We start from the raw sequence: 24,601 nt of genomic DNA, 5'->3' as shown, positions 1-24,601 counted from the left end.
GAGAAGGAAGGCGCCGGTCTGCCTATCAGACGTGGGTTATCTGGACCAAGTATGGCCGTCGCCAGGCGCGGCCTGAATGCATGGGGTGGTGAATGGGCGAACAAGCTGCTCGTGACGCCTGATGCTCAGGGTGACGATGGCTTATCCACGCCATGGATGACTTCCATCAAAACAATCGATTTTACCTAGTTTAGCAAATGCTGCATTAAGCAGTCGAAGCTTAGATTCAGATCTGTAAGGAGAAAGACCTCTCGTGGTATTCAGAGCGTCAATCGAGGACCGTGTCCATTGCGGCCACGCTATTTGTCAGTGTGAGCAAGCTACATCTCGCTGGCTTAACTGACCAAGCTCCAGCTAATCTGCTCAAACCGCAACGGATAGCTTTCAAGTTGTTTATAAATCGGATCGCGTGATGCGTGAGTCAACAGAACAGCAAGAAATGGTGAGTTGTTCCATGCGCTCTAAATTGCGCTGGAGACTGTGCTGGGAAAATGAACTCGATCTTGACGACCATGTGGAACTTGCCGCGTTCTTTCGCAAGATCTATGGGCAGACCGGGAGTTTCAACGCAAAGCCATTCGAAGGCAGCCAAAGTTGGGGCGGCGCGAGGCCCGAGCTGCGTGCCATCGGCTACGACTCGAAGGGGGTGGCGGCTCACATCGGCCTGCTGCGCCGCTTCATCAGGATTGGCGCCGTCGATCTGCTGGTGGGTGAACTTGGCCTGTATGGGGTACGTCCGGATCTTGAGGGACTCTGGATTGGCCATTCAGTCCGGGTCATGCATCCTTTACTGCAGGAGCTCAAGATCCCATTCGCCTTCGGGACGGTTCGACCCGCGCTGCAGCATCATATTGCAAGGTTCAGCCGACACGGTCTGGCGACGATCATGGCTGGGATCCGCATGCGATCGACCCTCCCATGTGCGCGTTTGGACAAACCGCCCACCCGCACGGAGGACGTAGTCCTCATTGTTCTCCCGATTGCACAGCCGATGTCCGAATGGCCGTCCGGCACGATAATCGATCGGAACGGACCAGAGCTGTGAGAGCCCTCAACTGCATATCCGAAGTCCGTGGTGAATGTGCCGACGGCACTGGCCGGCGCGCAGTTTATTTGACGTTTGACGACGGTCCTAATCCGGTTTGCACACCGGACGTCCTCGATCTGCTGGCGGAAAACCAGGCGTCGGCAACTTTCTTCGTCATCGGGGCGTATGCGGCAGACCAGCCCAAACTCATCCAACGAATGATTGCAGAAGGGCACAGGGTCGCTAATCACACAATGACGCATCCCGACTTTTCCGAATGCCGACCTAGCCAGATACACTATGAAATACTTGAGGCAAACAGGGTCATTCGGATTGCCTGCCCCCAAGCTTCAGTGGCGCATATGCGCGTTCCGTATGGCACCTGGACGGAACAAGCACTCACGACTTGTGTGCGCGCTGGCCTGATGCCGGTTCACTGGTCGATTGACCCTCGAGACTGGTCTCGTCCTGGCGTCGACGCGATTGTCGATACGGTAAGTGGCTCTGTCCGGCCGGGCGCGATCGTGCTCTTGCACGACGGCTGTCCTCCCAGCGAGTTCAGACCGGACGCTCAGGCCGGTCTGCGGGACCAGACCGTCATGGCTCTGTCTCGGCTGATTCCGGAGCTGCATGAGCGGGGGTTTGCAATCCGCTCCCTCCCCCAACACCACTGAACGAAGTGAAATCCCATGACCCTGCTCGACGCAATCAGCACTGGTGCTGTCTCGACCTATGCGCTGCTCTCGGCTGCGTACAAAAGCATGCAGACGGTGTATGCTTCGCCGGCCGATCTCCCGTCGACCTCGGATGGCCCGGCCGGCTCGCAGCTTCTGCCGAGCGTGGACGTCATCATTCCCTGCTACAATGAGGGCCCGGGCACGCTCTCGGCCTGCCTAGCCTCAATTGCGGACCAAGACTACGCCGGAAAACTGCGGGTCTATGTGGTTGATGACGGGTCTGCAAATCGCGTTGCCGTGGGACCTGTTCACGATCTCTATGCGCTTGACCCGAGGTTTAACTTCATTCTGCTTCCGCAGAATGTTGGAAAGCGCAAGGCGCAGATCGCCGCGATACGCCGCTCGTCCGGAGACTTGGTGCTCAACGTCGACTCCGATACGACGCTCGCTCCCGACGTCGTGACGAAGCTCGCGCTGAAGATGCGAGATCCACAGATCGGCGCTGCCATGGGTCAGTTGATAGCCAGCAACAGGAACGAGAATTGGCTGACCCGGTTGATCGATATGGAATACTGGCTTGCTTGCAACGAGGAGCGCGCGGCACAGGCTCGTTTCGGTGCGGTCATGTGCTGCTGTGGCCCATGTGCCATGTACCGCCGGTCGGCGCTGCTTAAGGTTCTTGATCAGTACGAAACGCAGCTGTTTCGTGGGAAGCTAAGCGACTTCGGTGAGGACCGCCATCTCACGATCCTCATGCTGAAGGCAGGCCATCGAACCGAGTATATCCCGGACGCGATCGCGGCAACGGTCGTGCCGGATCGGCTGCGACCATATCTGCGCCAACAACTGCGATGGGCGCGAAGCACCTTCAGAGACACATTGCTTTCGCTGCGCCTGCTACCCAGCCTTGATCGCTATCTCACGTTGGACGTGGTCGGACAAAATATCGGGCCGCTGCTCCTCGCCGTCTCGGTATCAACAGGGATCGCGCACCTGGCGCTGACTGGCACAGTGCCTTGGTGGACAGGCATCATGATTGCGGCCATGACCATGATCCGCTGCAGCGTGGCAGCATTTCGTGCTCGCGAACTGCGGTTTTTGGGGTTTTGTTTACACACTCCAATCAATCTCTTTCTTCTGCTTCCTTTGAAGGCGTATGCGCTTTGCACATTGAGCAACAGCGACTGGTTGTCGCGTGACTCTGCTGCCACGCTTCCAGACGGCGGTGGCAAAGGCGTCCCGATCAGAAACCCCGATGTTGGTTCGAGAGCCACGGACTTGCCGGATAATGCGGCGCCATCGCGCAGGCCCACTCTTTTGAGGGAGTTCTCAACGGTGACGTCGTCCGGCATCGGCACCAAGAGTGATTGCCTATCGGATCTTAGAGACAAGTCTTGACAGAGCACGATAGTCGCCACTGGTTGCATTTAGAATTGGCCACGGACGGTCCATGGTGGCTCGACGGCAATCCGTTCGAGCGCAGGCATCGCCCGCAAGCGCCCGAGCTGTCGCTTTCCCAGTGGCCTATTACAAACGCGCTCCAAATCGGATGCCCGGCCGGGGCATTTGACGGAACATTCGCCTCACTGCCGCAGGCTCACGGTCATCGCTGTCGTGCCGCGAGCAAAAGCTCGAGGCGAGAACCAATGAACGAGCCGCAACACGTCTGCCTGAGGCTCAGAGAGGTTGAAATGTTCTCGAGCCAGGAGCCGTTCGATCTGATTGTCGCTGCGGAAATTCTATACGGCCGCCGCGGTCAAGGCCGATATGTGCGCGGCTATCCGAAAGCTGGCGACTATGCTCGCGTCGGGCGGCATTTGGCTTTCGTTCAGCGCGCGATGCCACTGGTCGGTGCTGGGGCACGCCGCCGGCGCGGACACCGCAACAGCATGCCCCATAAGACCAGGCCCACCGTCAGCAGGTGCAGATGTGAATCATCAACAAAGACAGCGTGCTCCGGTTTCGAAGTTCGATTCGGGGCGGATCGAATTCCGGCCGACGAAAGCGGGAGACTAGGAGAGCCGAATGGAAGCATCATATTTCTTGATACACGTGATCGGTGCATCAGCGGCCTTCGCCGCGGCGACCTATTGCTTGACCGGTTCGTTCGGTCAGACGGTTCTCTGCGCCGTGCTCACTCAGGTCGGGTACTATTTAGCCATGCTTTATCTGATGTGGAGGACGGAGCGGAGCTCCACAACCGGTTCACGACCAGACACACAGGAAGCGAAACGGCATCTGACTGCAAGCAGTGACGACCTCTCTGTGAAGGCTGACTAGCGTGCGTGCGTCAAACGGAGGCACTATGCGCATGGACGGCATGAAGCTGACGCGTGACGGGGCGATTGGCCATGTCGAGGACGGATGCCTCGTCTGTCACTTTGAACAGGAGAGGCAAGACGAGGGTCTGCCCAATCAGATCGCCGGGTATCTTGACACGAGTGGGACCGCAGTCGCGGAAGGCGGTCAGGATGCAAGGGATGGTGATAAGGGCGTGAGCGAGTGCTGGCACGGTGAGGCCAATTCGCAGATCTTGGTCATCAGCGGCGTGCCCCTCCTCTCTCCCCTCGAGTCTTCGCAGTTTTCTCCAAGGGACGTGGTGCTGGTCGACGGCGTTTTGCAGGGGGAGGCGAGCGCATGTCCACCACGCTAGCCATCGACCTGGACGGCGTGAGCAAGTCATATGGCAACAAATTGGTAGTGAACGGGCTGTCGTTCACTGTTGCGGCAGGAGAATGCTTCGGCCTGCTGGGCCCGAACGGCGCGGGCAAAAGTACGATTACGCGTATGCTTCTCGGCATGACACCGCCTGACGCCGGTAAGATCACGGTGCTCGGCATGCCAGTACCAGCACGCGCTCGCCTGGCACGCGGGCGCATCGGGGTCGTCCCGCAGTTCGACAACCTCGACCTTGAGTTCACCGTACGTGAGAACCTGTTGGTGTTCGGGCGCTATTTCGGCATGAGCACACGCGCGGTGAAAGCAGTGATACCATCTCTGCTTGAGTTCGCCCGCCTCGAAAGCAAGGCCGATGCCCGCGTCGGCGCACTGTCCGGTGGCATGAAGCGGCGCCTGACGCTGGCGCGTGCACTGATCAACGACCCACAGCTGCTTGTCATGGACGAGCCGACCACAGGCCTTGATCCGCACGCGCGCCACCTGATCTGGGAGAGGCTGCGCAAGCTCCTGGCGCTGGGCAAGACGATCATCTTGACCACCCACTTCATGGAAGAGGCCGAGCGGCTGTGCAACCGGCTGTGCGTACTGGAGGCAGGGCGCATTATCGCAGAGGGTCGCCCACACGCACTGATCGAAGAACAGATCGGGTGCCAGGTGCTTGAGATATACGGTGGTGATCCGAATGAACTGACTGCGATGATCAAGCCCTATGTACAGCGCATCGAGGTGAGCGGTGAGACGCTCTTTTGCTATGCGCCCGATCCGGAGCAGGTCCGCGTGCAGCTGCACGGGCGCGCGGGTTTGCGTCTGCTTCAGCGGCCGCCGAATCTGGAAGACGTTTTTTTGCGGCTGACCGGACGCGAGATGGAGAAATGATGATAGGCGAACGTTATGCGGCGGCTATGCCAGCCAATGCGTGGAATTGGATTGCTGTATGGCGCCGAAACTATCTAGCATGGAAGAAAGTCGCGCTTGCCTCGCTTATCGGCAACCTGGCCGACCCTATGATCTCCCTGTTCGGGCTCGGCTTCGGCCTCGGAATAATGGTGGGGCGCGTTGAGGGCACGTCCTACATTGCGTTTTTAACAGCGGGCATGGTCGCCGCGAGCGCAATGACCTCCTCCACTTTCGAAACGATCTATGCAACTTTCGGCCGCATGCAGCGGACTTGGGAAGGAATCCTGTACACACAGCTCACGCTCGGCGACATCGTGCTGGGTGAATTGGCGTGGGCAGCCACGAAGGCCTTTCTAGCCGGCACCGGAATCATGATTGTGGCCACAATGCTGGGCTATGTGGCATGGCCATCCGCTCTCTATGCACTGCCTGTCATTGCTCTTACTGGCCTCGCTTTCGCGAGCCTGGCGATGGTGGTGACGGCGCTTGCGCCCAGTTACGACTACGTCATTTTTTACCAGACGCTGGTCATCACACCCATGCTTTTCCTATCCGGGGCTGTTTTCCCGGTGAGCCGAATGGCTGGGGTTTTTCAGCAGGTGGGCGGCTTTCTGCCGCTTGCACATTCGATCGAGCTTATTCGCCCGGCGATGCTTGGTCGCCCGGCCGTCAGCGTCGGCCTGCATATCGGCGCACTGTGCATTTACACAGTGTTGCCGTTCTTCCTGTCATCGGCACTGTTTCGCCGACGCCTCATGCCTTGACGCACTGACGGCCAATACGAGAAAAAGAAGATGGCCGATGCCACATCCTAAACTGCTCGAGGGCCTGAAGGTAAGCGCGCTCGGCGTGGGCGCGGTGAGCTTGGGAGAGCAAAATGCGGAGCCCCAGGGCGCGCGCGCAACTATGGTGCCGGCATAAATGAGGTCAGTACTGCCGAGGTGAGAGGCCACTACCAGATTGTCGCGGCATCGGTGCGATGAGTTAGCCGTCTTAAGAGCAATGTCGGAGATTGGTCGCGCCGTTCTGCTGCCTCGGCGGCAAACATTCGGCAGTTTGCGCAACTGCGGTTGAGCTTGGCCGGCTCTGTGACGTAAATCCACGAGGCGGCCGAACCGGCTGGCAGGCCGGATTTCGAGCTCGCCTAAGATCAGCGACCCTCCGCCCTCCCTGCCATCTGAACCAAGTGGCGCCATTCCCAACTCTGCGCGCAGGTAGGCGAGATGAAAACGCTGCTCTGCGGCGCTTGACCCCCAGAATGCAGCCGATCTCCCAAGCCGATTTGCCGCGCGCGCGCCATTGCAGGCAGGCATATTCGCGGGGCGTTGCCGCGGGCAAATATGAAAGCAGGTGGCCATGAGCTGAAGCCGCTGCTGAACCGAATCCGGCTTTCCTCAGCGCTTCGTCGAACAGCTGCTGCTCGAATGTTGAAACACCGGTGCGGCTGTGTTCGAGTCCCAGCGAAAATGGGCATCCGCCACACTGCGCGCGGGCGATAACCGGATAGAGAGTCTGACAACCGTTGTTCACATAATGTGCGCTCCCAATATGCGGATCACCTTCTTCTCAAACATCGATTTGCGAAAGCGCCATCCGGTGCTTTGAAAAACTGCCCTGCCGGTTGGGAGGCACACCGGCAGGGCACGCCGCGCAAAACTCGCGGCCACGTGGCGACCGGAAAGCGGCGGCGATTAGTTGTCTTGGTGGACCGCACCTGTGTTTGATTGAAAACAATCAACGCGTCCTCGTTGCATGCCGATACCGGACCGCGGCATACCACGAGATCGGACGAACCCACTGGTTCGAGGTTCCAGCCGCTGCATAAAGAAGCGCGCCCTCCCCACCTTGGCACCGGTTACAGCGATCCCTCTGTTCGAGTTTGGCAGGGCCGATCTCGACCGTCTCCGCCCCTCTGACGGTTGAACTCGGCTTCCAGCTTGCCGCTTAAGTCAATCGAAGCGGCGACGGCGACTTCAGATACCCCCGTTATGATGTGGGCGATACCGGATGAGGCTCGCTGCTCGGTCACGAACCTTGCAGTGTCCTGTAGCCGGAGATCCAGATCACGATTGTGATGGAGGTAACGGTGCCATATGGTTGCCTCGTTCTGGAGATTCCGGAAGGTCTCAACCCCTTGCATTGCAGGTTCCCAATTTCGATGGCGCTATGCGCATTTTTCTTGAGGATCAACCGCCGCACGGCTTGCGTCAAATTCAGTTTACATGCCCTCGGCATCTGGAAGCGAGATGGCTCGGAGCGCGTCGAACCGCCAGTTTTCTGCTTCCGCTGTGCCGCAGGGGCAGCGAAATAAGACGGCAGAGTCTGCGGTGGGTCGCGCCGGTCCGCCGCGGGGGACATTCGGTACCTTGCGCAACTGCGGCAGAGCTTGATCGGCTCTATGCGGTGGACCTGGTCGGGAAGGCCACTATCACTCCAAAGCGAAAGTTATTGCCCTTTAGCAATAGCTGCCGGGTGCGCAGTCAGGCCTAGGTTTCCTGCTCTAGGGCATAGCCGGCCGAGCGTATGGTACGGATGACGTTCTCGGACGAGACCTTCTTCAGGGTCCGTCTGAGCCGACTGATATGGACGTCGACGGTGCGCGGGCCGACATGGATGTTAGCGGGCCAAGCCGCGCCAATCAGTTCGTCTCGGCTGCACGCCTTGCCGGGATTCTCGATCAGATGACACAGGAGGTTGAACTCGATCGGCCCCAGATGGAGTTGATGGCCGTTGCAGCGCACCCGGTGGCTGGCAGGCCGGATTTCGAGCTCGCCGAAGATCAGCGACTCTCCGCCCTCCCCGCCATCGGAACCAAGGGGCGCCATCCCCAGCTCCGCGCGCAGGTAGGCGAGCAGCTTGGCCGGCGCGAAGGGCCGCACGAAACTCTCGTCGATGCCGGTTTTGAGCAAATCGAGGTGCTGGTGCTCGGCGGCGCCGGGCGCGATTAGGGCGACTACGGGCCGGGCGCTGGTCCGAATTTCGCCTTTCAACCGGGCACAGATCGCCTGCCCCACAGCGCTGGCCGGCTGGCAGTCGAGAACGACAGCCTGGGGTTCTCGCTCAGTGGCTTGCCGGACCGTTTCCTCGACGCCGCCGGCCAGCTCGGTCGCGAAGCCGTCCACCTCCAGGATGTGACTGAGGAACAGGTAGAACTCAGCATCCTCCGAACAGATTAGAACCAGTGGCTTCATCTGCGGGCTCCCTGCGTCAATCAAGGAGCGGCACCGGTGTCATCGGCAACTTACTCGTAAGGGCCGGTCCGTTGCGCCGGCCAAATCGTTTCATCTGTCCGATCCTAAACCACTCCCGGCGCGGCCTGCGACCGGTTCGAAATTCCGGTTGCCGTAAACAGATGCCCCCAAAATAAAATAGCCTATATCGGCGGTCCGCCTCTCCCGGGAGCGGCAATGGAGACCGCGGTCAATTTTCGACAACGCGCCCCCAAGCCGGCGTCGGCCGATGCAATGGAAGCGGTGCTTTAAGGGATCCACGTCCACGCCACCTATTACCTGTGGGCGGAGCGTCGACAGCAAAGTCGGGACGCCCTTCGTGCGAGCACGATCTATCTGATGCAGGCCTGACACTTTGGCTTCCTTTCGTCATTCCATCGCTCGCGATGTCATCTACGAGATGATACGGCAGCTCCTGCCGCCTTCCGAAAAGGAGCATCAAGATTCATGCCAACTAAGGCGAAGAGCCAATAAAGAGTTTGCTATATATTATTAAGGTCTAACGAGTTGCAGCAGCAACCCAGACCGAACGCCACCGTGTCGCGGACTCGACAAACCCGACATAAGGTGTCGGTTGCGCAGCATTGTGGACAGGATTTCCTCGCGAGGCAAGTGTCTCCCAACCTCCACGACTCGGCAGACAACTTAAATCAGCTGCGTATCAAGCGCTAACAGCTCCTGATCCTCTAGGTCGGAAGCCGATCATCGAAACACTGAAACGGGTCAGTTTATCCGGAATGGACGACGCGAGCCTATGTGCAGGATACAAACGTAGCTCTGGATCGCAGGAGACTACCAGCCTTAGTAGGTTGGTTGTTCGCGTTTCTCAGTTATTACAGGTCAGTGAGCGCGAACACGCGTCATTCAATATGAGTTAACTTCCGCCGAAACGCGAGCACGTTAGGGCCCGCGATCGCGCACAGCTCGCGCGATCTGAGAACAGCGTGCTTGTGGTCATTGAACCACTTAATTGCGAAGGAGACCACCATGGATGGAGTGATTGGCAAGGCGCCACACCGGTCTCACGAAATGAATGGCCTGAATGCGTAATCCATACCCTGTGGCTCGGTGATTGGCTGAAGAATATCGATCGCCGACCAAACGCGTCTAGTTGCCATCTAGTTGAACGCAATGCCTACGTGCAGAGGGATCCCTAAATGAATACCGACGTTTTCGCGGCTTATGAGTCTAACGTCCGTCGCTATGGGCGGTCGTTTCCCACAATTTTTACGAAAGCGCTTGGAGCGACAATCTGGGACGAGGCCGGTAAGCCTTATATTGATTTCCTTGTGGGATCTGGCGCCCTCAACTACGGACACAACAACGAAAAAATCGTTGCTCCGGCAATTGAATATCTTGTCGACGGGAATATTCTCTTATCGCTTGATATGTATACGGTCGCAAAGCGCGACTTCATTGAAATCTTTGTCGATTCCATTCTGAAACCAAGGGGCCTTTCGTATAAGATACAGTTTCCTGGGCCAACCGGCACAAACGCTAACGAAGCGGCACTGGCACTGGCGCGCAAATATACCGGCCGCTCGAGCATCATGGCCTTCACAAATGCGTACCATGGCATGTCGCTGGGCTCGTTGGCGGTGTCGGGTTCGGCGTCGACCCGGGAGCTAGGCGGCGTTGCTCGCCACGATGTGATCCGGGTCCCCTATGACGGCTATCCGAACCCAACCTTCGATTCCGCGAGCTACATCGATCATGTACTGCGGGACCCGGGGAGCGGCATAGAAAAGCCCGCCGCAATCATTCTGGAGACCATCCAGGCAGAGGGCGGCATGAACACCGCGTCCACAGCCTGGCTCATCGAAATTCAGCGAATTTGTCGCAACCACGGGATCGTTTTGATCGTTGACGACATTCAGGCAGGTGCTGGCCGAACGGGCGATTTCTTCTCGTTCGAGTTCTCGAAAATCGAACCCGACATCGTGTGCCTGTCGAAGTCTCTAAGCGGTTCGGGCAGTCCGTTCTCTATCGTTCTGATTCGCCCCGAAATGGACATATGGAAGCCGGGGGAACACAGTGGAACATTCAGAGGCAACAATCTCGCCTTCGTGACTGCAGGGGCGATGTGCAAAATGTGGTCCGACAGGGAGTTTCTTGCAGGTGTCGAGCGGACAGCCGTCAAACTGCAAGCACTCCTTGATGGCCTCGTTGGGAAATATCCGAAGTGCATCGAACGAAAACGCGGCCGCGGCCTGATGGCTGGCCTTAAGTGCCGTTCACCGGCCATTGTCGGCCGTGTGCACGATGTCGCGTTCGAAAACGGCCTGCTGATCGAATCTTCAGGGCCAAATCGCGACGTCATCAAAGTCCTCCCACCCATAACCATCACCGATGACGAACTCCATGATGGCATCGCCATCCTCGATCAGGCAATACAGGAGCAAGCCAATGAACGCTGACCAAGTATCTCAGGCGCCAGCCATCTCGCCTCTTACGCTCGCGGAACGCACGGGCTCGATCAGCACTGCGGAGATAATCTCGGTGCTGAAAGGTGACATCACCGGCCTGCACATCAAGCAAGCTTTCAGTAGCGAAGTGGCCGAGGAGATCACCGCGAACTTTATTCGCAATCCCGGTCTCAAAGAGCGCAAAGACGGCGTTCCCGGACAGTATGTCGGCGCATCTCACTACAGGAACGATGCAGCCACGTATTTCGCACAGGCGGAAGATGCGCGACCCTTCGTCAACGCTCTTTTTGGTACCTTGGTTGATCCGGTCCGCGGAGTATTCGACGCCCTGAAGCGCGAGCTTCACAATCAGGGCATTGAATTGCGACTGGCTCGTTCGGAGGACGGCCAAGCCAATGTTTGTCGTGCCCTGTCTTGGTCTGGCACGGGCATGTATGCCTTGGAGCCTCACGACGACGTTGCTCAAGTCGTATCTGCCGGGAGCAATTACGAGATTCCTGCGGTGGCGGACAACACCGTCGCCGCGCTCAACTTCTATGCCAGCATGCCCGAGGAAGGCGGCAATGTGCGGATATGGAGTCATAAGCCGACAGTCACCGATCGCAAGTCGCAGGGTGTGGAGACCACGGGCTATCCCTATTCGGCAGCTTATCTCGATGCCTTTCCTTGTCACGACTTCCAGCTCAAGGCCGGGGATATCGTCCTAATCGACGGCGGTTTCGTTCACGGTGTCACCCGACAATCAGGCAACGGAAAGCGTCGCCTTCTGCTGAACTGCTTCTTCGGATTTGCGCGGCCGGATCTTGTTCTCTGGTGGACCTGAAGTTGATGTTGCAGCGACTGACTGGCTTCCGCCGGCAGTTTACGCGTCAACATCCTTTGTGACGGGAACGCCCTCCCGTCACAGGCTGTCGTGCTGTCCGAAGGGCCGGCATCATTCTGCTCGTCCTGACGTTTCAGATGTTGCCGGCCCGCGGGCCGCGATAGCAAAGTATCTTACCTCTTTTTACAACTCAATAATTCCGAAGTTCAGGGCCTTTACAGCAGCGACCCTTCTGTTAGCAGCATCCAATTTTCGCATTACATTTTTTATGTGGAAATTGACCGTGTTTAATGATATCCCTAGTATTCTTCCTATCTCCCAAGACGATTTACCTCTCGCAACCCATAGAATGCACTCAGTTTCTCTCAAAGAAAGCCTAGGCGCCTCCTTGACGTCACTCGGATTTGTATATTTCGCGACCTTATGATGAAATTGTAACGCGGCAAGCTGCAAATAATCGATTGTTCTATTTTGGAGTTCGCAGGCCCAGGGTTGAGCAAAGCTCATGATCGCGAAGGTGGCATGGGGGCCGTGCAATGGAACGCTAATGCCTGACCTCAAGCCGAACATCGCAGCCTCGTCAAAAACGCGCCGCTCGTTTTCAGTCGTGCTTGTGTCGTTATACATTTCGCTCCATCGAAAGGCGCCTGCCCGCTTTCGACACGTCTTTAAAATGGGGGCTATCCTGTCATAACCCATTTCGAAATAGCGCTTCTGCCATTCATCAGCATAATTCAGCATGACCGCCTCATCGCGTCGGACGGGCATTAAACATTTTTGGTCGGGTGTAAGAGAGTCATAGGCGATCCACGGGAAATCAAGATTCAAGGCAAAAGCAGATAGTAGCTCGAACAATTGCTCGGATTGAGCAATACCATCAGTCTGGTCGATAAAGCGACCAAACTCGACCGCGAGTGCTCCTCTAGGCGCCTTCGGGAAATGCAGCGACGGCACCAAAGAAAACTGGTCGGACACTCTGGTTGCCAGCCCTAGAAAATGAGAGGCCGCATTCATCTGCGGGCGTTCCATAGTCTCTCCTCAGCAGCCAATTGCGGGCAGCCATTTGCGCCGGATGTTCACTGGTGCACAACCTGCCGGCTGTAGGGCTGCTCTTCACCGTCCTCGGCAGGCCGGCATCGCCAAAGATGCATCACATCACCCGACCCGGAAAGTGATCTTTAGTAAAGTGTAGGTTACGCTAGCTGTTCGGGAAGTTTAAAATTTGGAGGCATCTCTTCAAATTCTGAAGAGTTTCGGCTGCTTATGCGACGTGTGCTCAGCTGGAAATGTTTCCGACCCAGACCCTCCGATCAGTTCCTCGCGGCTGAAGACCGTCCGGGATGGAGGCGCCGTGCTTCTCCAGATCCTCATAACGAATTTGCTTGCTCCGGATTCGTAGCTCCACCGAAAGCCGCATCAGCTGCGCGTCCGATCCGATTGGCGATCATTCTTATGGGAAAAGAATTGCCTTGCTCGGCGATTGCGACACCACGGCCGCACTTCCATTACGAACACGGAGAACACCATGCAGGGGCTTCCGCTCGCCGGTAGGCCTGCAGAGGTTCGTTCGTTCTTCTCTGCGCTCAGAACCATTTCGTCCCGCGACGCCAGAACTCCAGAAGTGCCCAACCTCCAGATCGATCTCTACCGGCTGACCGCCATAGCCAATGGAAAGCCATGACCAGGGCCGCCTGACATCAGTTTATCGCCGCCACCTGTGCGGCCAGATAGCGAAAACGGCCATCACCTTTTGTCTTTGACATCGCACCGCCAAGGCGATCGGTTGATCACCTGTGCGCCTGCTGCCGCAGGGAAATCCGAAACTCTTTGGCGCTAAGGGCGGCAACAGGCGGAACGCCGGAGCTATTTCTGGGAACACTGCGGCGGGCGCGATCACGTCGACGTCTCCACCTTGGGTCGACACGGCCGCTCGACTCAGATGCGGCTGCTGCGAAATATCCGCCTGCTGATATAGGCGGCGTAGGCGATGCTGCTGCTTCGAGCTCGTTCATCGCTTCGTCGCTTGGTAGTTGCGCAAGGCGATCAACAATAATCTCGTGCAAGAGGGCCCGATTGCTGAGACGCTCCATGTTGCCGGCGAAACCAGGACGGCGCGTGAGTCCAGGCTGTTTCAGGAGGTTCGCGCAACAGTTCGCCCACTCACGATCGCTTGAACTGAAAGGACCACGTCCTATCTGTCGGCACAGTGATGTGCGCCATAGATCGATCTGAATGGCTTGTATTCGCTGGCTCCGTCAGAATCACATCGCACCCTCCGCCTTCAGCGCGCGATAGGTCGTATCCACCGATTTTGCGGTCGCGTCGACTATGACGTCGATCTCCTTGCAGGTGATGATCAGTGGCGGCGCATAGCCGAGGGTATCGCTATGGGGCATGGCACGCGCGATGACGCCGTTTTCAAGCAGGGCTGCGGCGGCGCGAACGCCGACCTGAAGTTCGGGCTTGAATGGTACCCGTTCTTTTGGATTCTGCATTAGTTCCACGGCGGAAAGAATGCCGACGCCGCGAACTTCTCCGACCATGGGATGGCCTCCCAGTTCGGCTTTCATGCGAGCATGCCAGTAGGGCCCGACGTTCTGGACATGTTCCAGGATATTTCTTTCCTTGAGCAATTGAATATTCGCGAGTGCGGCCGCAGCGCAAAGGGTGTGACCAGAATATGTCCAGCCATGGCCGAGAGGGCCATGCTTTTCCGTTCCTTCTTCCAATACCGACCAGACTCGGTCACCAATTATTGACCCAGAGATAGGGAGGTAGGCGGAGCTCAAACCCTTGGCGATGGTGACGAAGTCCGGACGCATACCATAGAGGTGGGACCCGAATTTCGCGCCGGTTCGCGCGAAGCCGCAAACCACTTCATCTGCGATTAGCAGGATATCGTACTTGTCGAGCACCCCTTGGATGGCCGTCCAGTATCCCTCTGGGGGCGGAACGATGCCACCGGTCCCAAGTACCGGCTCTCCGATAAAGGCTGCAACCGTCTCCGGGCCTTCAGCGAGGACAAGGGCTTCAAGTTCGTCGGCGCAACGCCGGGAGAAGGCTTTCTCACTTTCGCCGTCATGCGCCTGGCGATAGTGGTGCGGCGTCGTTGTATGGCGCACCAAATCCAGAGGTAGGTCGAAAAAATCGTGAAAGAAGGGAAGGCCCGTCAGGCTTCCTGTGACCAGCCCGGATCCGTGATAGCCGCGATGTCGCGAAATGATCTTCTTCTTTTCAGGGCGGCCGAGAATGTTGTTGTAGTACCAGACCAGCTTGATGTTGGTTTCGTTTGCGTCAGAGCCTGAAAGGCCGAAATAGACCTTTCGCATCTCCTGCCCGAAATATTCGACTACTGCCTCCGCCAAGAGGGCGACTGGCTCCGTGCCCTGGCTGGCATAGACATGTGCGAAAGGTAACTCGTGCGCTTGCCGGGCAATGGCGTCGGCAATCTCCGTGCATCCATATCCCATATTGACGCAGTAGAGCCCGCCGAAACCATCGAGGCTCTTTCGGCCATCCGTATCCCAGATGTAGACGCCTTCTGCACCGGCCATGATCCGGTTCGGCGTCTCACCGCGACTGTGCTTGGCTAAGTGCGTGGACGGATGAAAAACGAAGCTTCGATCCTTCTCGCGGAGTTGCTCGGTTCCTAGATTGATCAGGCTCATCGTCTTCTCCTTCGGCGGAGAACACCCGGTTCACCGCCTCTTTAGAGCTAATCATATCGGCAAACACACCTCGCGTTTCGCGGGAATGCGCGTCCGTAGCCGACGAATTCACGGAATTGGCCGCAATCGCCGTCGAAACCACATCTCCCGAACTCACCGATCCCTAGGCGGCCAAGGGGATCGCGGAATTGGATTTGACGGGTTTCGTCACAATAAGGCTGTAGTACTGATCGATTCCCAAGCCTGTCTGCAGCAGTCCCTCCATGAGATCCTGATACGCAGCCATAGAAGGAGCTGCGACGCGCATCAGGTAGTCGATCCGTCCCCCAATAGCCCAGCAGTCCAGGATTTCCGGGATCTCTTGAATCGCGGTCTCGAAATGTCGCTGGTCCTCGAGACGGTGGCGGTTCAGCACCACTTCCACCATCACGAAGATCACGCCCCCAGTGAGGGTCGGACTCAGCCGCGCGTAATATCCTTCAATGATACCTGCAGCTTCAAGTATACGGAGCCGCTCCGAACAAGCCGAAGCCGAAAGATGAACGCGTCTCGCAAGCTCGCTTTTCGAAATCCGACCGTCTGCCTGGACTTCCGAGAGAATCCGGATGTCCCAGGCATCTAGGCGCACAGTGTTGGGTTTCGACTTCATGACTTTTTACTCTAACCCGCTGTCGGCGTGGAATTGATGCCTAACCAATGTATTGTTGAAATCAATTACGTCAAACCGGTAGGCGGGGGAGAGATTGTTCGTTGGCTGCCGGTGAGCGGGGCAAAAGACGATCCGCCGGACTTGTGCAGCGCTTCGATGGGCTTCGAGAGGCCGACCCGATTGCATAGCCCCAAAGATTTACAGGCCGATGCTGCGCGCAATACTGTCGGCCGCCATGCGCTTACGCCACTCGACAGGTCCGGAATTGTGAATGGAGTTTCCCTCAACATCGACAGCCATGATGACCGGCATGTCCTGCACATCGAATTCATGGATGGCTTCCATGCCCAGGTCCTCGAAAGCAACAGGCCGCGCCGACTTGATCGATTTTGAAATCAGGTAGGCAGCGCCACCCACTGCGATGAGATAGGGCGTCCTGTGTCTGACAATCGACTCGATGGCCGCCGGACCCCTCTCCGCCTTACCCACCATCGCGAAAAGCCCGGTTTCGGCGAGCATCTTATCGGTAAAGCCGTCCATGCGGCTGGAGGTTGTTGGGCCAGCCGGCCCGACTACCTCATCCCTCACCGCGCGGACTGGTCCGACATAGTAGATCACGCGTCCCCGCAGATCGACCGGAAGCGGCTTGCCGGCATCGATCAAGTCGACCATTCGCTTGTGGGCGGCGTCACGGCCCGTCAGCATCTTTCCGGACAACAGGAGGGTTTCCCCGCAGCGCCACGATGCCGTCTCTTCCTTCGTAAGCATATCTAGGTTAACACGCCGGACGCCGGCTGGCTTCAATTCCTCGATCCCAATCTCTGGCCATTCGCGCAAGTCGGGCGGCTCAAGCCTGATGGGTCCAGAGCCGTCCAAGCTGAACTTCAGGTGCCGGTTGGCGGCGCATTGCGGAATTAGCGCCACGGGCTTGGAAGCCGCATGGGTAGGATAGGTCGCAACCTTGACGTCAACGACTGTGGTCAGACCACCAAGGCCCTGGGCGCCGATGCCCAGCGCGTTAATCCGCTCATAAAGCTCAATCCGCAGTGCCTCCTCTGCGCTTGACGGCCCCCTGGCGATCAGTTCCGACATGTCAATGGGCTCGTTCATGACCTCCTTGGCCAGCAGCATCGCCTTTTCAGCACTACCACCGATGCCAACCGAGATCAGGCCGGGCGGGCACCATCCGCTGCCAAGGGTCGAAACGGTGTCGACCACCCAGTCGGCAACGGACGCGCTGGGGTTCAGGGTGGTGAAACGCGCCTTGTTTTCCGACCCGCCCCCTTTTGCGGCAATGGTGATCTCAATCTGATTGCCGGGCACAAGGTCGATGTGTATGACCGCCGGCGTGTTGTCACGAGTGTTGACCCTTCCGGCGAGCGGATCCGCCACGATGGATGCCCGAAGGGGATTGTCGGGGTCGAGATATGCCCGACGGACGCCCTCATTCACGAGGTCCGCGAAACTGGCCGTTGATTTGATGCGGGCGCCCATGCCAATCTTTGCGAAGATCACCACGAGGCCGGTGTCCTGGCAGATCGGGCGTCGCCCGAAGGCCGCCATGCGGGAGTTCAGCAGAATCTGCCCGATGGCGTTCTTCGCCGACGGACTCTGTTCGCGCACGTAAGCCTGCGAAAGGTATCGGATATAGTCCGGGGGATGGTAGTATGAGATGTATTGAAGGGCGTCTGCAACGCTCCTTGTGATGTCCTTGCCGGCGATGGTCCGTGTGATGTTATTCACGAAATTTCATCCGAATGACCCAAGCCCGTTGACCATTTTCAGGTTTTGGAAGCTCCGCACCCCCTGCTCGCCCCCTTCATATCCATAGCCACTCTGTTTGACGCCTCCATAAGGCGCATCTGCGGAAACCCCTTTCAGGTAATTCACACTGACCGCGCCCGCCGAAAGGCCGTTGATCAGCTTCTGTTTCACATCGGCGGCGGCGGTAAAGAAGTAGGCGGCTAGGCCGTACTCGGTGGCGTTGGCTTCTTCGATCGCTTCTTCGATCGTGTCGAACGGCGCCACAGTGAGGATCGGCCCGAACGGCTCCTCATGAAGCACTTTCGCATCCTTTCGCACCCCTGTCAGGATGGTTGGCGGCCAGTAAAAGCCCGGCCGGTCGAGGCGGGTGCCACCTGTCTCGATGCGTGCGCCACGATCGACCGCATCTTTGATCAGACGCTGCATGGCCTCGATTCGCCGCACGTTTGCCATCGGTCCCATCTCCGTCGCCGGTTCGTTCGGTGGGCCGATCTTGATCTTGCTGGCGGCTTCAGTCACCTGGGTCAGGAATTCCTCATAAAGAGCCTGCGCGACGAGGATTCTGCTGGGCGCATTGCAACTCTGGCCCGCGCATTCGAACTTGTAATCTGAGATTGCCGGTATGGCCTTTGCCAGGTCGGCATCCTCACATATTATGACCGGGGAATGCCCACCGAGTTCAAGGATGCACCGCTGCAAGTTATTCGCGGCGAGCTTTGCCAGCTGTTTTCCAACCGCCGTGGAGCCCGTGAAAGTCAAGACCTTCACGATCGGCGAACTGATAAGATGTCGCGATATTAGCACCGGCACACCGAAGACGAGATTGACCACGCCGTCCGGGAGACCCGCTTGGCACAAGGCTTCGACGATATGGACAGCCGCGCTGGGCGTCTCTTCAGCCCCTTTTAGGATCACCGGGCAGCCTGCTGCCAACGCAGGAGCGAGCTTGCGGGCGATAAGTACGGCGGGATAGTTCCAAGGTGTAAAGCCAGCAACGACACCGAGAGGTTCCGGCACAATCATCCGGTTCGGGCCCAACGGAATCGGGGCCGACAGCTCTTCGGCGTGCCTGCCGTTCCACTCCAGCGTTTCGACAGCGCGCGCGTACTCACCCGACGCTTCGGCAATCGTCTTTCCCTGTTCGGCCGACAGGTCCTTGGCTGCGGCTTCGACCTTCGCTGCCAAGATCCTGGCTGCTGCTACGAGGATCTCGCCACGATCTTTTGCAGGCCATGAGGACCAAGCCGTGCGGCTCCGCTCTGCCGAAGCGAGGGCCTCATCCATATCCGGCGCCGACGCTGAGGCCACGGAGGCAAATACCTTCTCCGTCGCCGGATTGATCACCGGCAGAGTGATTCCGTCACTACCCGCTCGCCACATGCCGTTAATGAAAAGCTCGTAGCTGGTGCCGTGGGACATCGCGTGCTCCAGGTGTGTGACTTCTTGCCATACGAGCGGCGTTCGAAACCAAATCGCTATGCTCGTTTGAGCCGATTTTCATCGCGATGGTCGCGGTTGGTCAAATATGGAATGTTGCCGAGTTCCATCTGGAATCCAGATCGACTGGCCGCGGAAACTAGAAATGGCCGATGCCCTATGGGTGACGGGATTACCAGCCCGCGTCCGGAGCTGTGGCTGACCAGCGCCGGTTCTCGATCAGTGTCCTGGCGACCTTGGGGATGAGTTTGCGAACCGCGGAGACGGCCGGAGAACGCTCATCTTTCGGGTTTACCGCAAGCACGACGGAACGGGTAATCACCGGATCCACGATTTTGACCGTCCGGACCAGTCCCTGAGCGGCTTCTTTCTGAACGGCCGACGGGGCGAGAATAGAATATGCCTTTCCCTCAATGACCATGTTGATAATGGTCGAGAGGGAGTCCACTTCAAACCTGACATCCAGCATACAACCGTGCTGTGCAACGACATCAGCCACTGAACGCCTGACATTGTTATTGCGCATAGGAACCGCCAGCGGGAACGCGTGCAGGCCCGCAAGACATACCGACTCTTCGAAAGGCGGTTCCTCCGTCGGCGCCACCAGAGAAAGCTCTTCGCGCGCCAGGACCGTCATTCGCCCAACACTGTCTTCGGTGCGGTAGAGAACCGCCAGATTGAATCGTCCGGCTGCCATCCACTCCTCCAGCGGTCCCGTCATACCCTCGATCATCTTGAGGGAGACCCTCGGTAGTTCGTTCCTTACCGCCTCAAGCAGTGGGCCGCTGAGGACACGAGCGGCTCCGGACGGAATGCCAATAGTCACCTCTCCGGAGGGAGAGGTCACCGTATTGGTCAGTTCCGCCTCGGTGAGCTGGATTTCCTTAAGAATCGTCCGCGCCCGCTCAAGCAGCTTGGCTCCGGACGCCGTCACGCTGATGCCGGTTCTGTCACGTACCAGAAGCTGAGTGCCGAAGCGTTCCTCCAGTTGGCGTACATGAAGGCTAAGCGCGCTTTGAGCGATGTGGAGGAGCGCAGATGCCTTCGTAAAACTGCCTGCCTCCACTACGCCGACGAAATATTTTAACTGCCTGATTTCCACGGCTTACGGAACCTAGCTGGGGCCTCCCCATTTTTTGATATCTATCTTGAAACGAGATGGTGAGCAAGCTGCAATACTGCCGCGCCCATACCTGGGATTGGCGGCCCCATACGGCCGAACCAGAGGCAGGTTAGTTGCTGCCCACAAGGTCCAGGACTTCATGGATACGCCGCACCACCGGCGGTCAATCGTTTTGCCATCCATAGCAAAAGCGTACAGACCCGGCCCTGCGGCAGCCTTTCCGCCGCGACGACACGGCGCGTCCATTCGATCTTCGCTAGAGTCGGCGAGAAAGCTCCTGTGCCGGATGGATCGCCAGGGCGCCGGCGAAGCCAACCCGTCGCGCATGCATCGCGGCTCGATGAGTTTACAGCTGTCCGAGAACTGCCCGATGCTTCCTACAAAGCCCAGAGGGAGTAAGCCGGCCGCACGGGCAGCGAACGGCATGGCGGAAGCTCCATGTGCAATTCGGATATACGGATCACTCTACTGCCTTTTCTCGGATCCGCCCTAAGAACTCCAATTTAGCGCCTTGAAAACGGCACTCTCCCGGGGCGGGTCGCCACGGCAGGGCAATTCCTCTTCGAACCCCCGCAGTACAGCTGATTTGGCTGTTAGAAGCTCACCGGTAGGCGCGCCGAGTAGGGGCATCACTCGGCCGGTACCGATCGCAACAGCCGATACCTCGACCGACCCAGGCAGGCACGGTCAAGCGAAATTGCTGCGGCGAGACCCCGTGGATCTTCCGAAAGCACTTGGACACGACGCCGCTGGCTATCCTGGTGTCGACCAGGGGCAGCCGCGTGCCTTCAATCAATCTTTTGGCATAATCGACTCTTAGTTTGAGATAGTATTTGACGGGAGAGACACCGATGTGTTTCGCGAAGAGCCGGGCAAGCTGACGCCTCAAAGCCCCACACGCTCGGACAGCTTGGAGATCGTGAGTGGAAACTCAATATTCTCCTCCATGACCCTTGTGGCGGCGACAAGGCTCTCGCTCACGCCCGCGAACGCTATGCCCGAGGGACATGCCTGACGGTTCGAACCGGAGCGCTGCCCCCCTCTACCGTTGCATGCCGGCAGACCTCTTGGGCGATTATTCCTCCAGCATGGGTCCTGATGAGATCCACAGCCAAATCGAATGCCGCCAACTCCCCGGCGCAAGTTGAATACTGACCGTCCTTCACGAATAGCGAGTCGCGGATACGCGGCTTGCTGAATACTTCCGAGAAGGCTGCAAGCCTCGACCAGTGGATCGTGCATCGCAGCTGTATGAAGAATGGGTGCCTGGCCTACACGAGCACGCAAGCTCAATAGGTGGCAGTTGTTAATTGATCGCGCAAATAGCCTCGCGAGACCACAAGTTCTCAGTCATCTGACGGCAAATTTTTGGAGGTGCGCCTATGCTACCACCGCTGCCGAGGTGGCTCGGAGATGTAGCCCCTTGGGATCAAATGCAGCGGCTGTTTGTGCGCGGCCGGGATAGGGCCGGCCTGCGATGTCGACCTCAACTTCCGCGCCGGCTAGTTCGGCAAAGTCACCTTTCAGGTAACCAAGACAAACCGGCCGCTGAACACGAAATCCGAAGCTCGCTGAAGTGACACGTCCTCCTATTCTGCCCTCAATTCGGATTGGCTCACCGCCGATCGGATTGGCTTGGAATGCGTTATCCAGAAGGATAGTCACCATTTGGCGATCAGGACGCTGCTTAAGCCGCCGCTCCAACGCCGGCCGGCCGATGAAGTCAATGTCCTTTCCGAGTTTTGTCGCATGAATGAGCCTTGCTTCAACGGGCGTGTCGTCCGGCGTTATGTCGTGTCCAAACGATAGAAAACCTTTCTCTATTCTCATCGAAGTCTGAGCTAGCAGACCTGCCGGGCAGATTCCCGCTGCGTGGCCACTTTCGCGCAGGATTCTATACAATCGAGGAGCGTCTGCGGCGCTGACTGTGATCTCCCATCCCGATTCGCCAACATAAGACAGGCGAGCGGCGCGGAGATCTATGCCCTTCAACGAGAATGTCCGGTGCGCAAAAAATGGAAGATCAGCGAGCGGATCAGATCCGTCACAAGCGCTGCTCAAGACATCTGCAGATAACGGACCCATCAATCCTATGACGGCGAACGCCTCCGTAACGTCTTCGATCTCGACGCGCTCATCACTGCGTCGATGGTTCAGAAGCCAGACGAGGTCGCGCAGGACACCGTTTGTGTTCACGTATAGGACATATTCATCTTCGTCGATCCGCTGGGCAGTAAAATCACTCTGGAAACAACCCCGGTCATCCAAAAAGGCCGTGTAGATGACACGTCCAGGGTCGCGTGCCATATCGTTGGCGCAAAGGCGCTGGAGGAACGTTTCGGCGTCAGAACCCGCGACTCGTATCTTGCCGAACGTGGATTGATCGAACAATGCCGCCCCCTTATGCGCGGCCTCCACTTCCTTCGCGACGAAATCGTGCCAGCCAGCTTTTCCAAACGTTGGCCTCATGTCGACATCGGTGCCGAAAACCAGAGGTCTCTCCCATCCGAAGCGCTGACCCAATTGCGCGCCAACACGTACATGGTCGTCGTGCAGCGGGCCGCGGCGGAGGTCGCGCCCGCTCTTCCATTCGTGGCCGGGGAAAGAAATCGCATAGTGCTCGCCGAGCACTTCCGGCGTGCGCTCCCGCAGAAACCCGATATTGCTCTCGATCGGTGGGAATCTGCGCGGGTCCACGCCCGTGAGGTCCATCGGTGCGCCGCCCTCCAGTATCCACTGCGCAAGAGCTTTGCCAGCGCCCCCTCCGGTCGCGACACCCACAGAATTCATGCCGCAAAGCAGAAACAGATTGTCCACTTCTGCCGAAGGCCCAAGCAGGAAAGCGCCGTCAGGCGTAAAGCTCTCGGGGCCGTTCAAAAGCATTCGCACCTCAGCGTGTTCCAACGCCGGAATGCGATGGATGCCGTTGTGCATCATGGGTTCGAAATGATCCCAATCCTCATTGAGCAGGCCAAATGCGAAGTTAGCCGGCAGTTCTGAGACATCGATTGGCTTTCCTCTCGGCTCAAAGCAGCCGACGAGGAGCCCACCGCTTTCGTCGCGGATATAAAGATGCCCGTCGTGATCCGAGAGGGTCGGCCGATGACGGACGACGCCGTCCACCGGTTTGGTGAGGAGATAAAAATGTTCGCAAGCGTAGAGCGGTACGTGAAGCCCCGCCAGAGCCCCGATACTGGCACTCCATAGCCCGCCCGTTAGGACAACGGTTTCGCAGCGAATCGTGCCCTTGCTCGTTTCAATTGCGGTAAGGCGCCTGCCGTGTCGCTTTAACCCTGTGACTGGCGTGTCTTCATGCACGCGGCCCCCGCGTGAACGAAATCCCTTTATGAGAGCGGTGCACAGATCGCTTGGATTTACCCGTCCGTCATTGGGAGAGTAGATTGCCCCGATAACATCGGACACGTTCGCGAGCGGCCATGCTTCCGCCACCTCCCGCGCCGTAATTTCTTGGGCTGGTATTCCAAATGCTTCCGACAGAGCGGCCTGGCGTCGTATGTGAGTAAGACGATCCGGATTGGTGGCGATGCTTATTGAACCCGTCTGCAACCAGCCCGTGCTTTGTCCAGTTTCGGCTTCGAGTGCCGTATAAAGCTCGGTCGAGTACTGAATGAGCCGCGTCAGGTTTTCCGTAGAACGCAACTGCCGCACCTGAGCAGCCGAGTGCCAAGTAGTGCCCGAAGTGAGCTTGTCTCTTTCCAGCAAGAGAACGCGCTTTGTACCGCCGCTTAACTTGGCGAGGTGATAGGCAACACTGCAGCCCATCACGCCGCCGCCGATCACGACAATATCGGCATCGCCTGGTACAGCTTCGGCAAAATCCGGTGACGTTTCTGAATTGTCCACCAACATCAGGTCCTTAGTCCACAAGCCAACAGCGTCGGTTAACCCCGACGGCCTTGGCGTATCAGATGACTTCAGATGCTCATATGTCAATTTTGGTATTGACCTGGTGTTAATGTTTAGCGGTAGCGGCGCGCCGTTAAAGGATCTGACTGACGAATTCGCGAGTACGGCCGTTGATGGGCCGGTCGGTGCTGCATGCGCACCGATGTGTCTAAAATCGGAATAGAACACCGTAGCATGTGATTGCCAGCACAGCCTCCTAGGGTCCGGACCCATAAAAGGGGTTCCTCTGACGGCGGGATTGTGATTATGGGATAGCCTGCCCCTCTCCGAGCGA

At 57.9% G+C, this 24,601-nt stretch carries 19 protein-coding genes; 9 read left to right on the top strand and 10 right to left on the bottom strand.

Features of this window, described 5'->3' with window-relative positions; all coding sequences use genetic code 11:
- Positions 1 to 454: 454 nt before the first annotated feature.
- From ACWTU8_RS28035 to ACWTU8_RS28005, 7 genes are read left to right on the top strand one after another with little or no spacing between them, the layout of a single operon-like run.
- Positions 455 to 1,045, top strand: a complete 591-nt coding sequence (locus tag ACWTU8_RS28035; protein WP_455850758.1) for a NodA family N-acyltransferase — start codon at positions 455 to 457, stop codon at positions 1,043 to 1,045.
- Complete coding sequence (gene nodB / locus ACWTU8_RS28030; RefSeq protein ID WP_455850685.1) at positions 1,042 to 1,701, top strand: chitooligosaccharide deacetylase NodB; 660 nt, start codon at positions 1,042 to 1,044, stop codon at positions 1,699 to 1,701. Before ACWTU8_RS28035 ends, nodB begins: the two co-directional genes overlap by 4 nt.
- A 15-nt stretch (positions 1,702 to 1,716) precedes the next feature.
- Positions 1,717 to 3,102 carry a chitooligosaccharide synthase NodC gene (gene nodC / locus ACWTU8_RS28025; RefSeq protein ID WP_455850684.1) on the top strand — a complete coding sequence of 462 codons (1,386 nt, stop codon included), beginning with the start codon at positions 1,717 to 1,719 and terminating at the stop codon, positions 3,100 to 3,102.
- A complete protein-coding gene (locus ACWTU8_RS28020) occupies positions 3,099 to 3,959 on the top strand; it encodes an SAM-dependent methyltransferase (RefSeq protein ID WP_455850683.1) in 861 nt (286 codons plus the stop codon). Before nodC ends, ACWTU8_RS28020 begins: the two co-directional genes overlap by 4 nt.
- 56 nt (positions 3,960 to 4,015) lie before the next feature.
- Entirely contained in the window at positions 4,016 to 4,357 is a 342-nt protein-coding gene (locus tag ACWTU8_RS28015; RefSeq protein WP_455850682.1) for a hypothetical protein, read from the top strand.
- Complete coding sequence (nodI, locus tag ACWTU8_RS28010) at positions 4,342 to 5,259, top strand: nodulation factor ABC transporter ATP-binding protein NodI (protein ID WP_455850681.1); 918 nt, start codon at positions 4,342 to 4,344, stop codon at positions 5,257 to 5,259. Before ACWTU8_RS28015 ends, nodI begins: the two co-directional genes overlap by 16 nt.
- Complete coding sequence (locus ACWTU8_RS28005; RefSeq protein ID WP_455850757.1) at positions 5,259 to 6,044, top strand: ABC transporter permease; 786 nt, start codon at positions 5,259 to 5,261, stop codon at positions 6,042 to 6,044. Before nodI ends, ACWTU8_RS28005 begins: the two co-directional genes overlap by 1 nt.
- A 1,722-nt stretch (positions 6,045 to 7,766) precedes the next feature.
- Here the strand turns inward: ACWTU8_RS28005 and ACWTU8_RS28000 are convergent.
- On the bottom strand, positions 7,767 to 8,471 hold the full coding sequence (locus ACWTU8_RS28000; protein WP_455850680.1) for a winged helix-turn-helix domain-containing protein: 705 nt from the start codon (positions 8,469 to 8,471) through the stop codon (positions 7,767 to 7,769).
- A gap of 1,196 nt (positions 8,472 to 9,667) precedes the next feature.
- Between ACWTU8_RS28000 and ectB the strand changes: the two genes are divergently transcribed.
- Together ectB and ACWTU8_RS27990 are read left to right on the top strand one after the other, a co-directional pair.
- Positions 9,668 to 10,927, top strand: a complete 1,260-nt coding sequence (gene ectB / locus ACWTU8_RS27995) for a diaminobutyrate--2-oxoglutarate transaminase (protein WP_455850679.1) — start codon at positions 9,668 to 9,670, stop codon at positions 10,925 to 10,927.
- Positions 10,917 to 11,759, top strand: a complete 843-nt coding sequence (locus ACWTU8_RS27990; protein WP_455850678.1) for a 2OG-Fe(II)-dependent halogenase WelO5 family protein — start codon at positions 10,917 to 10,919, stop codon at positions 11,757 to 11,759. The genes ectB and ACWTU8_RS27990 overlap by 11 nt, the downstream gene beginning before the upstream one ends.
- Positions 11,760 to 11,942: 183 nt before the next feature.
- On the opposite strand, the gene ACWTU8_RS27985 is transcribed toward ACWTU8_RS27990, so the two are convergent.
- From ACWTU8_RS27985 to ACWTU8_RS27945, 9 genes are all read right to left on the bottom strand, one after another.
- Positions 11,943 to 12,788 carry a LuxR family transcriptional regulator gene (locus ACWTU8_RS27985; protein WP_455850677.1) on the bottom strand — a complete coding sequence of 282 codons (846 nt, stop codon included), beginning with the start codon at positions 12,786 to 12,788 and terminating at the stop codon, positions 11,943 to 11,945.
- 758 nt (positions 12,789 to 13,546) lie between these two features.
- Complete coding sequence (locus ACWTU8_RS27980) at positions 13,547 to 13,954, bottom strand: CoA transferase (RefSeq protein WP_455850756.1); 408 nt, start codon at positions 13,952 to 13,954, stop codon at positions 13,547 to 13,549.
- Between the two features lie 66 nt (positions 13,955 to 14,020).
- The gene (locus ACWTU8_RS27975) at positions 14,021 to 15,427 is read right to left on the bottom strand and encodes an aminotransferase (protein WP_455850676.1); all 1,407 of its coding nucleotides are present in this window, start codon (positions 15,425 to 15,427) and stop codon (positions 14,021 to 14,023) included.
- Positions 15,428 to 15,590: 163 nt separating this feature from the next.
- Complete coding sequence (locus ACWTU8_RS27970; RefSeq protein WP_455850675.1) at positions 15,591 to 16,076, bottom strand: Lrp/AsnC family transcriptional regulator; 486 nt, start codon at positions 16,074 to 16,076, stop codon at positions 15,591 to 15,593.
- Positions 16,077 to 16,274: 198 nt separating this feature from the next.
- Positions 16,275 to 17,819, bottom strand: coding sequence for a fumarate hydratase (locus ACWTU8_RS27965; RefSeq protein WP_455850674.1), 1,545 nt, complete (start codon positions 17,817 to 17,819; stop codon positions 16,275 to 16,277).
- A gap of 6 nt (positions 17,820 to 17,825) precedes the next feature.
- Positions 17,826 to 19,259 carry an NAD-dependent succinate-semialdehyde dehydrogenase gene (locus ACWTU8_RS27960; RefSeq protein WP_455850673.1) on the bottom strand — a complete coding sequence of 478 codons (1,434 nt, stop codon included), beginning with the start codon at positions 19,257 to 19,259 and terminating at the stop codon, positions 17,826 to 17,828.
- A 190-nt stretch (positions 19,260 to 19,449) separates the two neighbouring features.
- Complete coding sequence (locus ACWTU8_RS27955; RefSeq protein WP_455850672.1) at positions 19,450 to 20,379, bottom strand: LysR family transcriptional regulator; 930 nt, start codon at positions 20,377 to 20,379, stop codon at positions 19,450 to 19,452.
- 622 nt (positions 20,380 to 21,001) lie between these two features.
- Positions 21,002 to 21,289: a helix-turn-helix domain-containing protein gene (locus ACWTU8_RS27950; RefSeq protein ID WP_455850671.1), complete on the bottom strand. Its 288-nt coding sequence runs from the start codon at positions 21,287 to 21,289 to the stop codon at positions 21,002 to 21,004.
- Positions 21,290 to 21,780: 491 nt separating this feature from the next.
- On the bottom strand, positions 21,781 to 24,354 hold the full coding sequence (locus ACWTU8_RS27945; protein WP_455850670.1) for a GcvT family protein: 2,574 nt from the start codon (positions 24,352 to 24,354) through the stop codon (positions 21,781 to 21,783).
- Positions 24,355 to 24,601 lie beyond the last annotated feature (247 nt).

This window comes from Mesorhizobium sp. BHbdii (genome assembly GCF_053848045.1).
The sequence above is the reverse complement of the archived record's forward strand: the minus strand, read 5'-3'. Positions and strand labels throughout refer to the sequence as shown.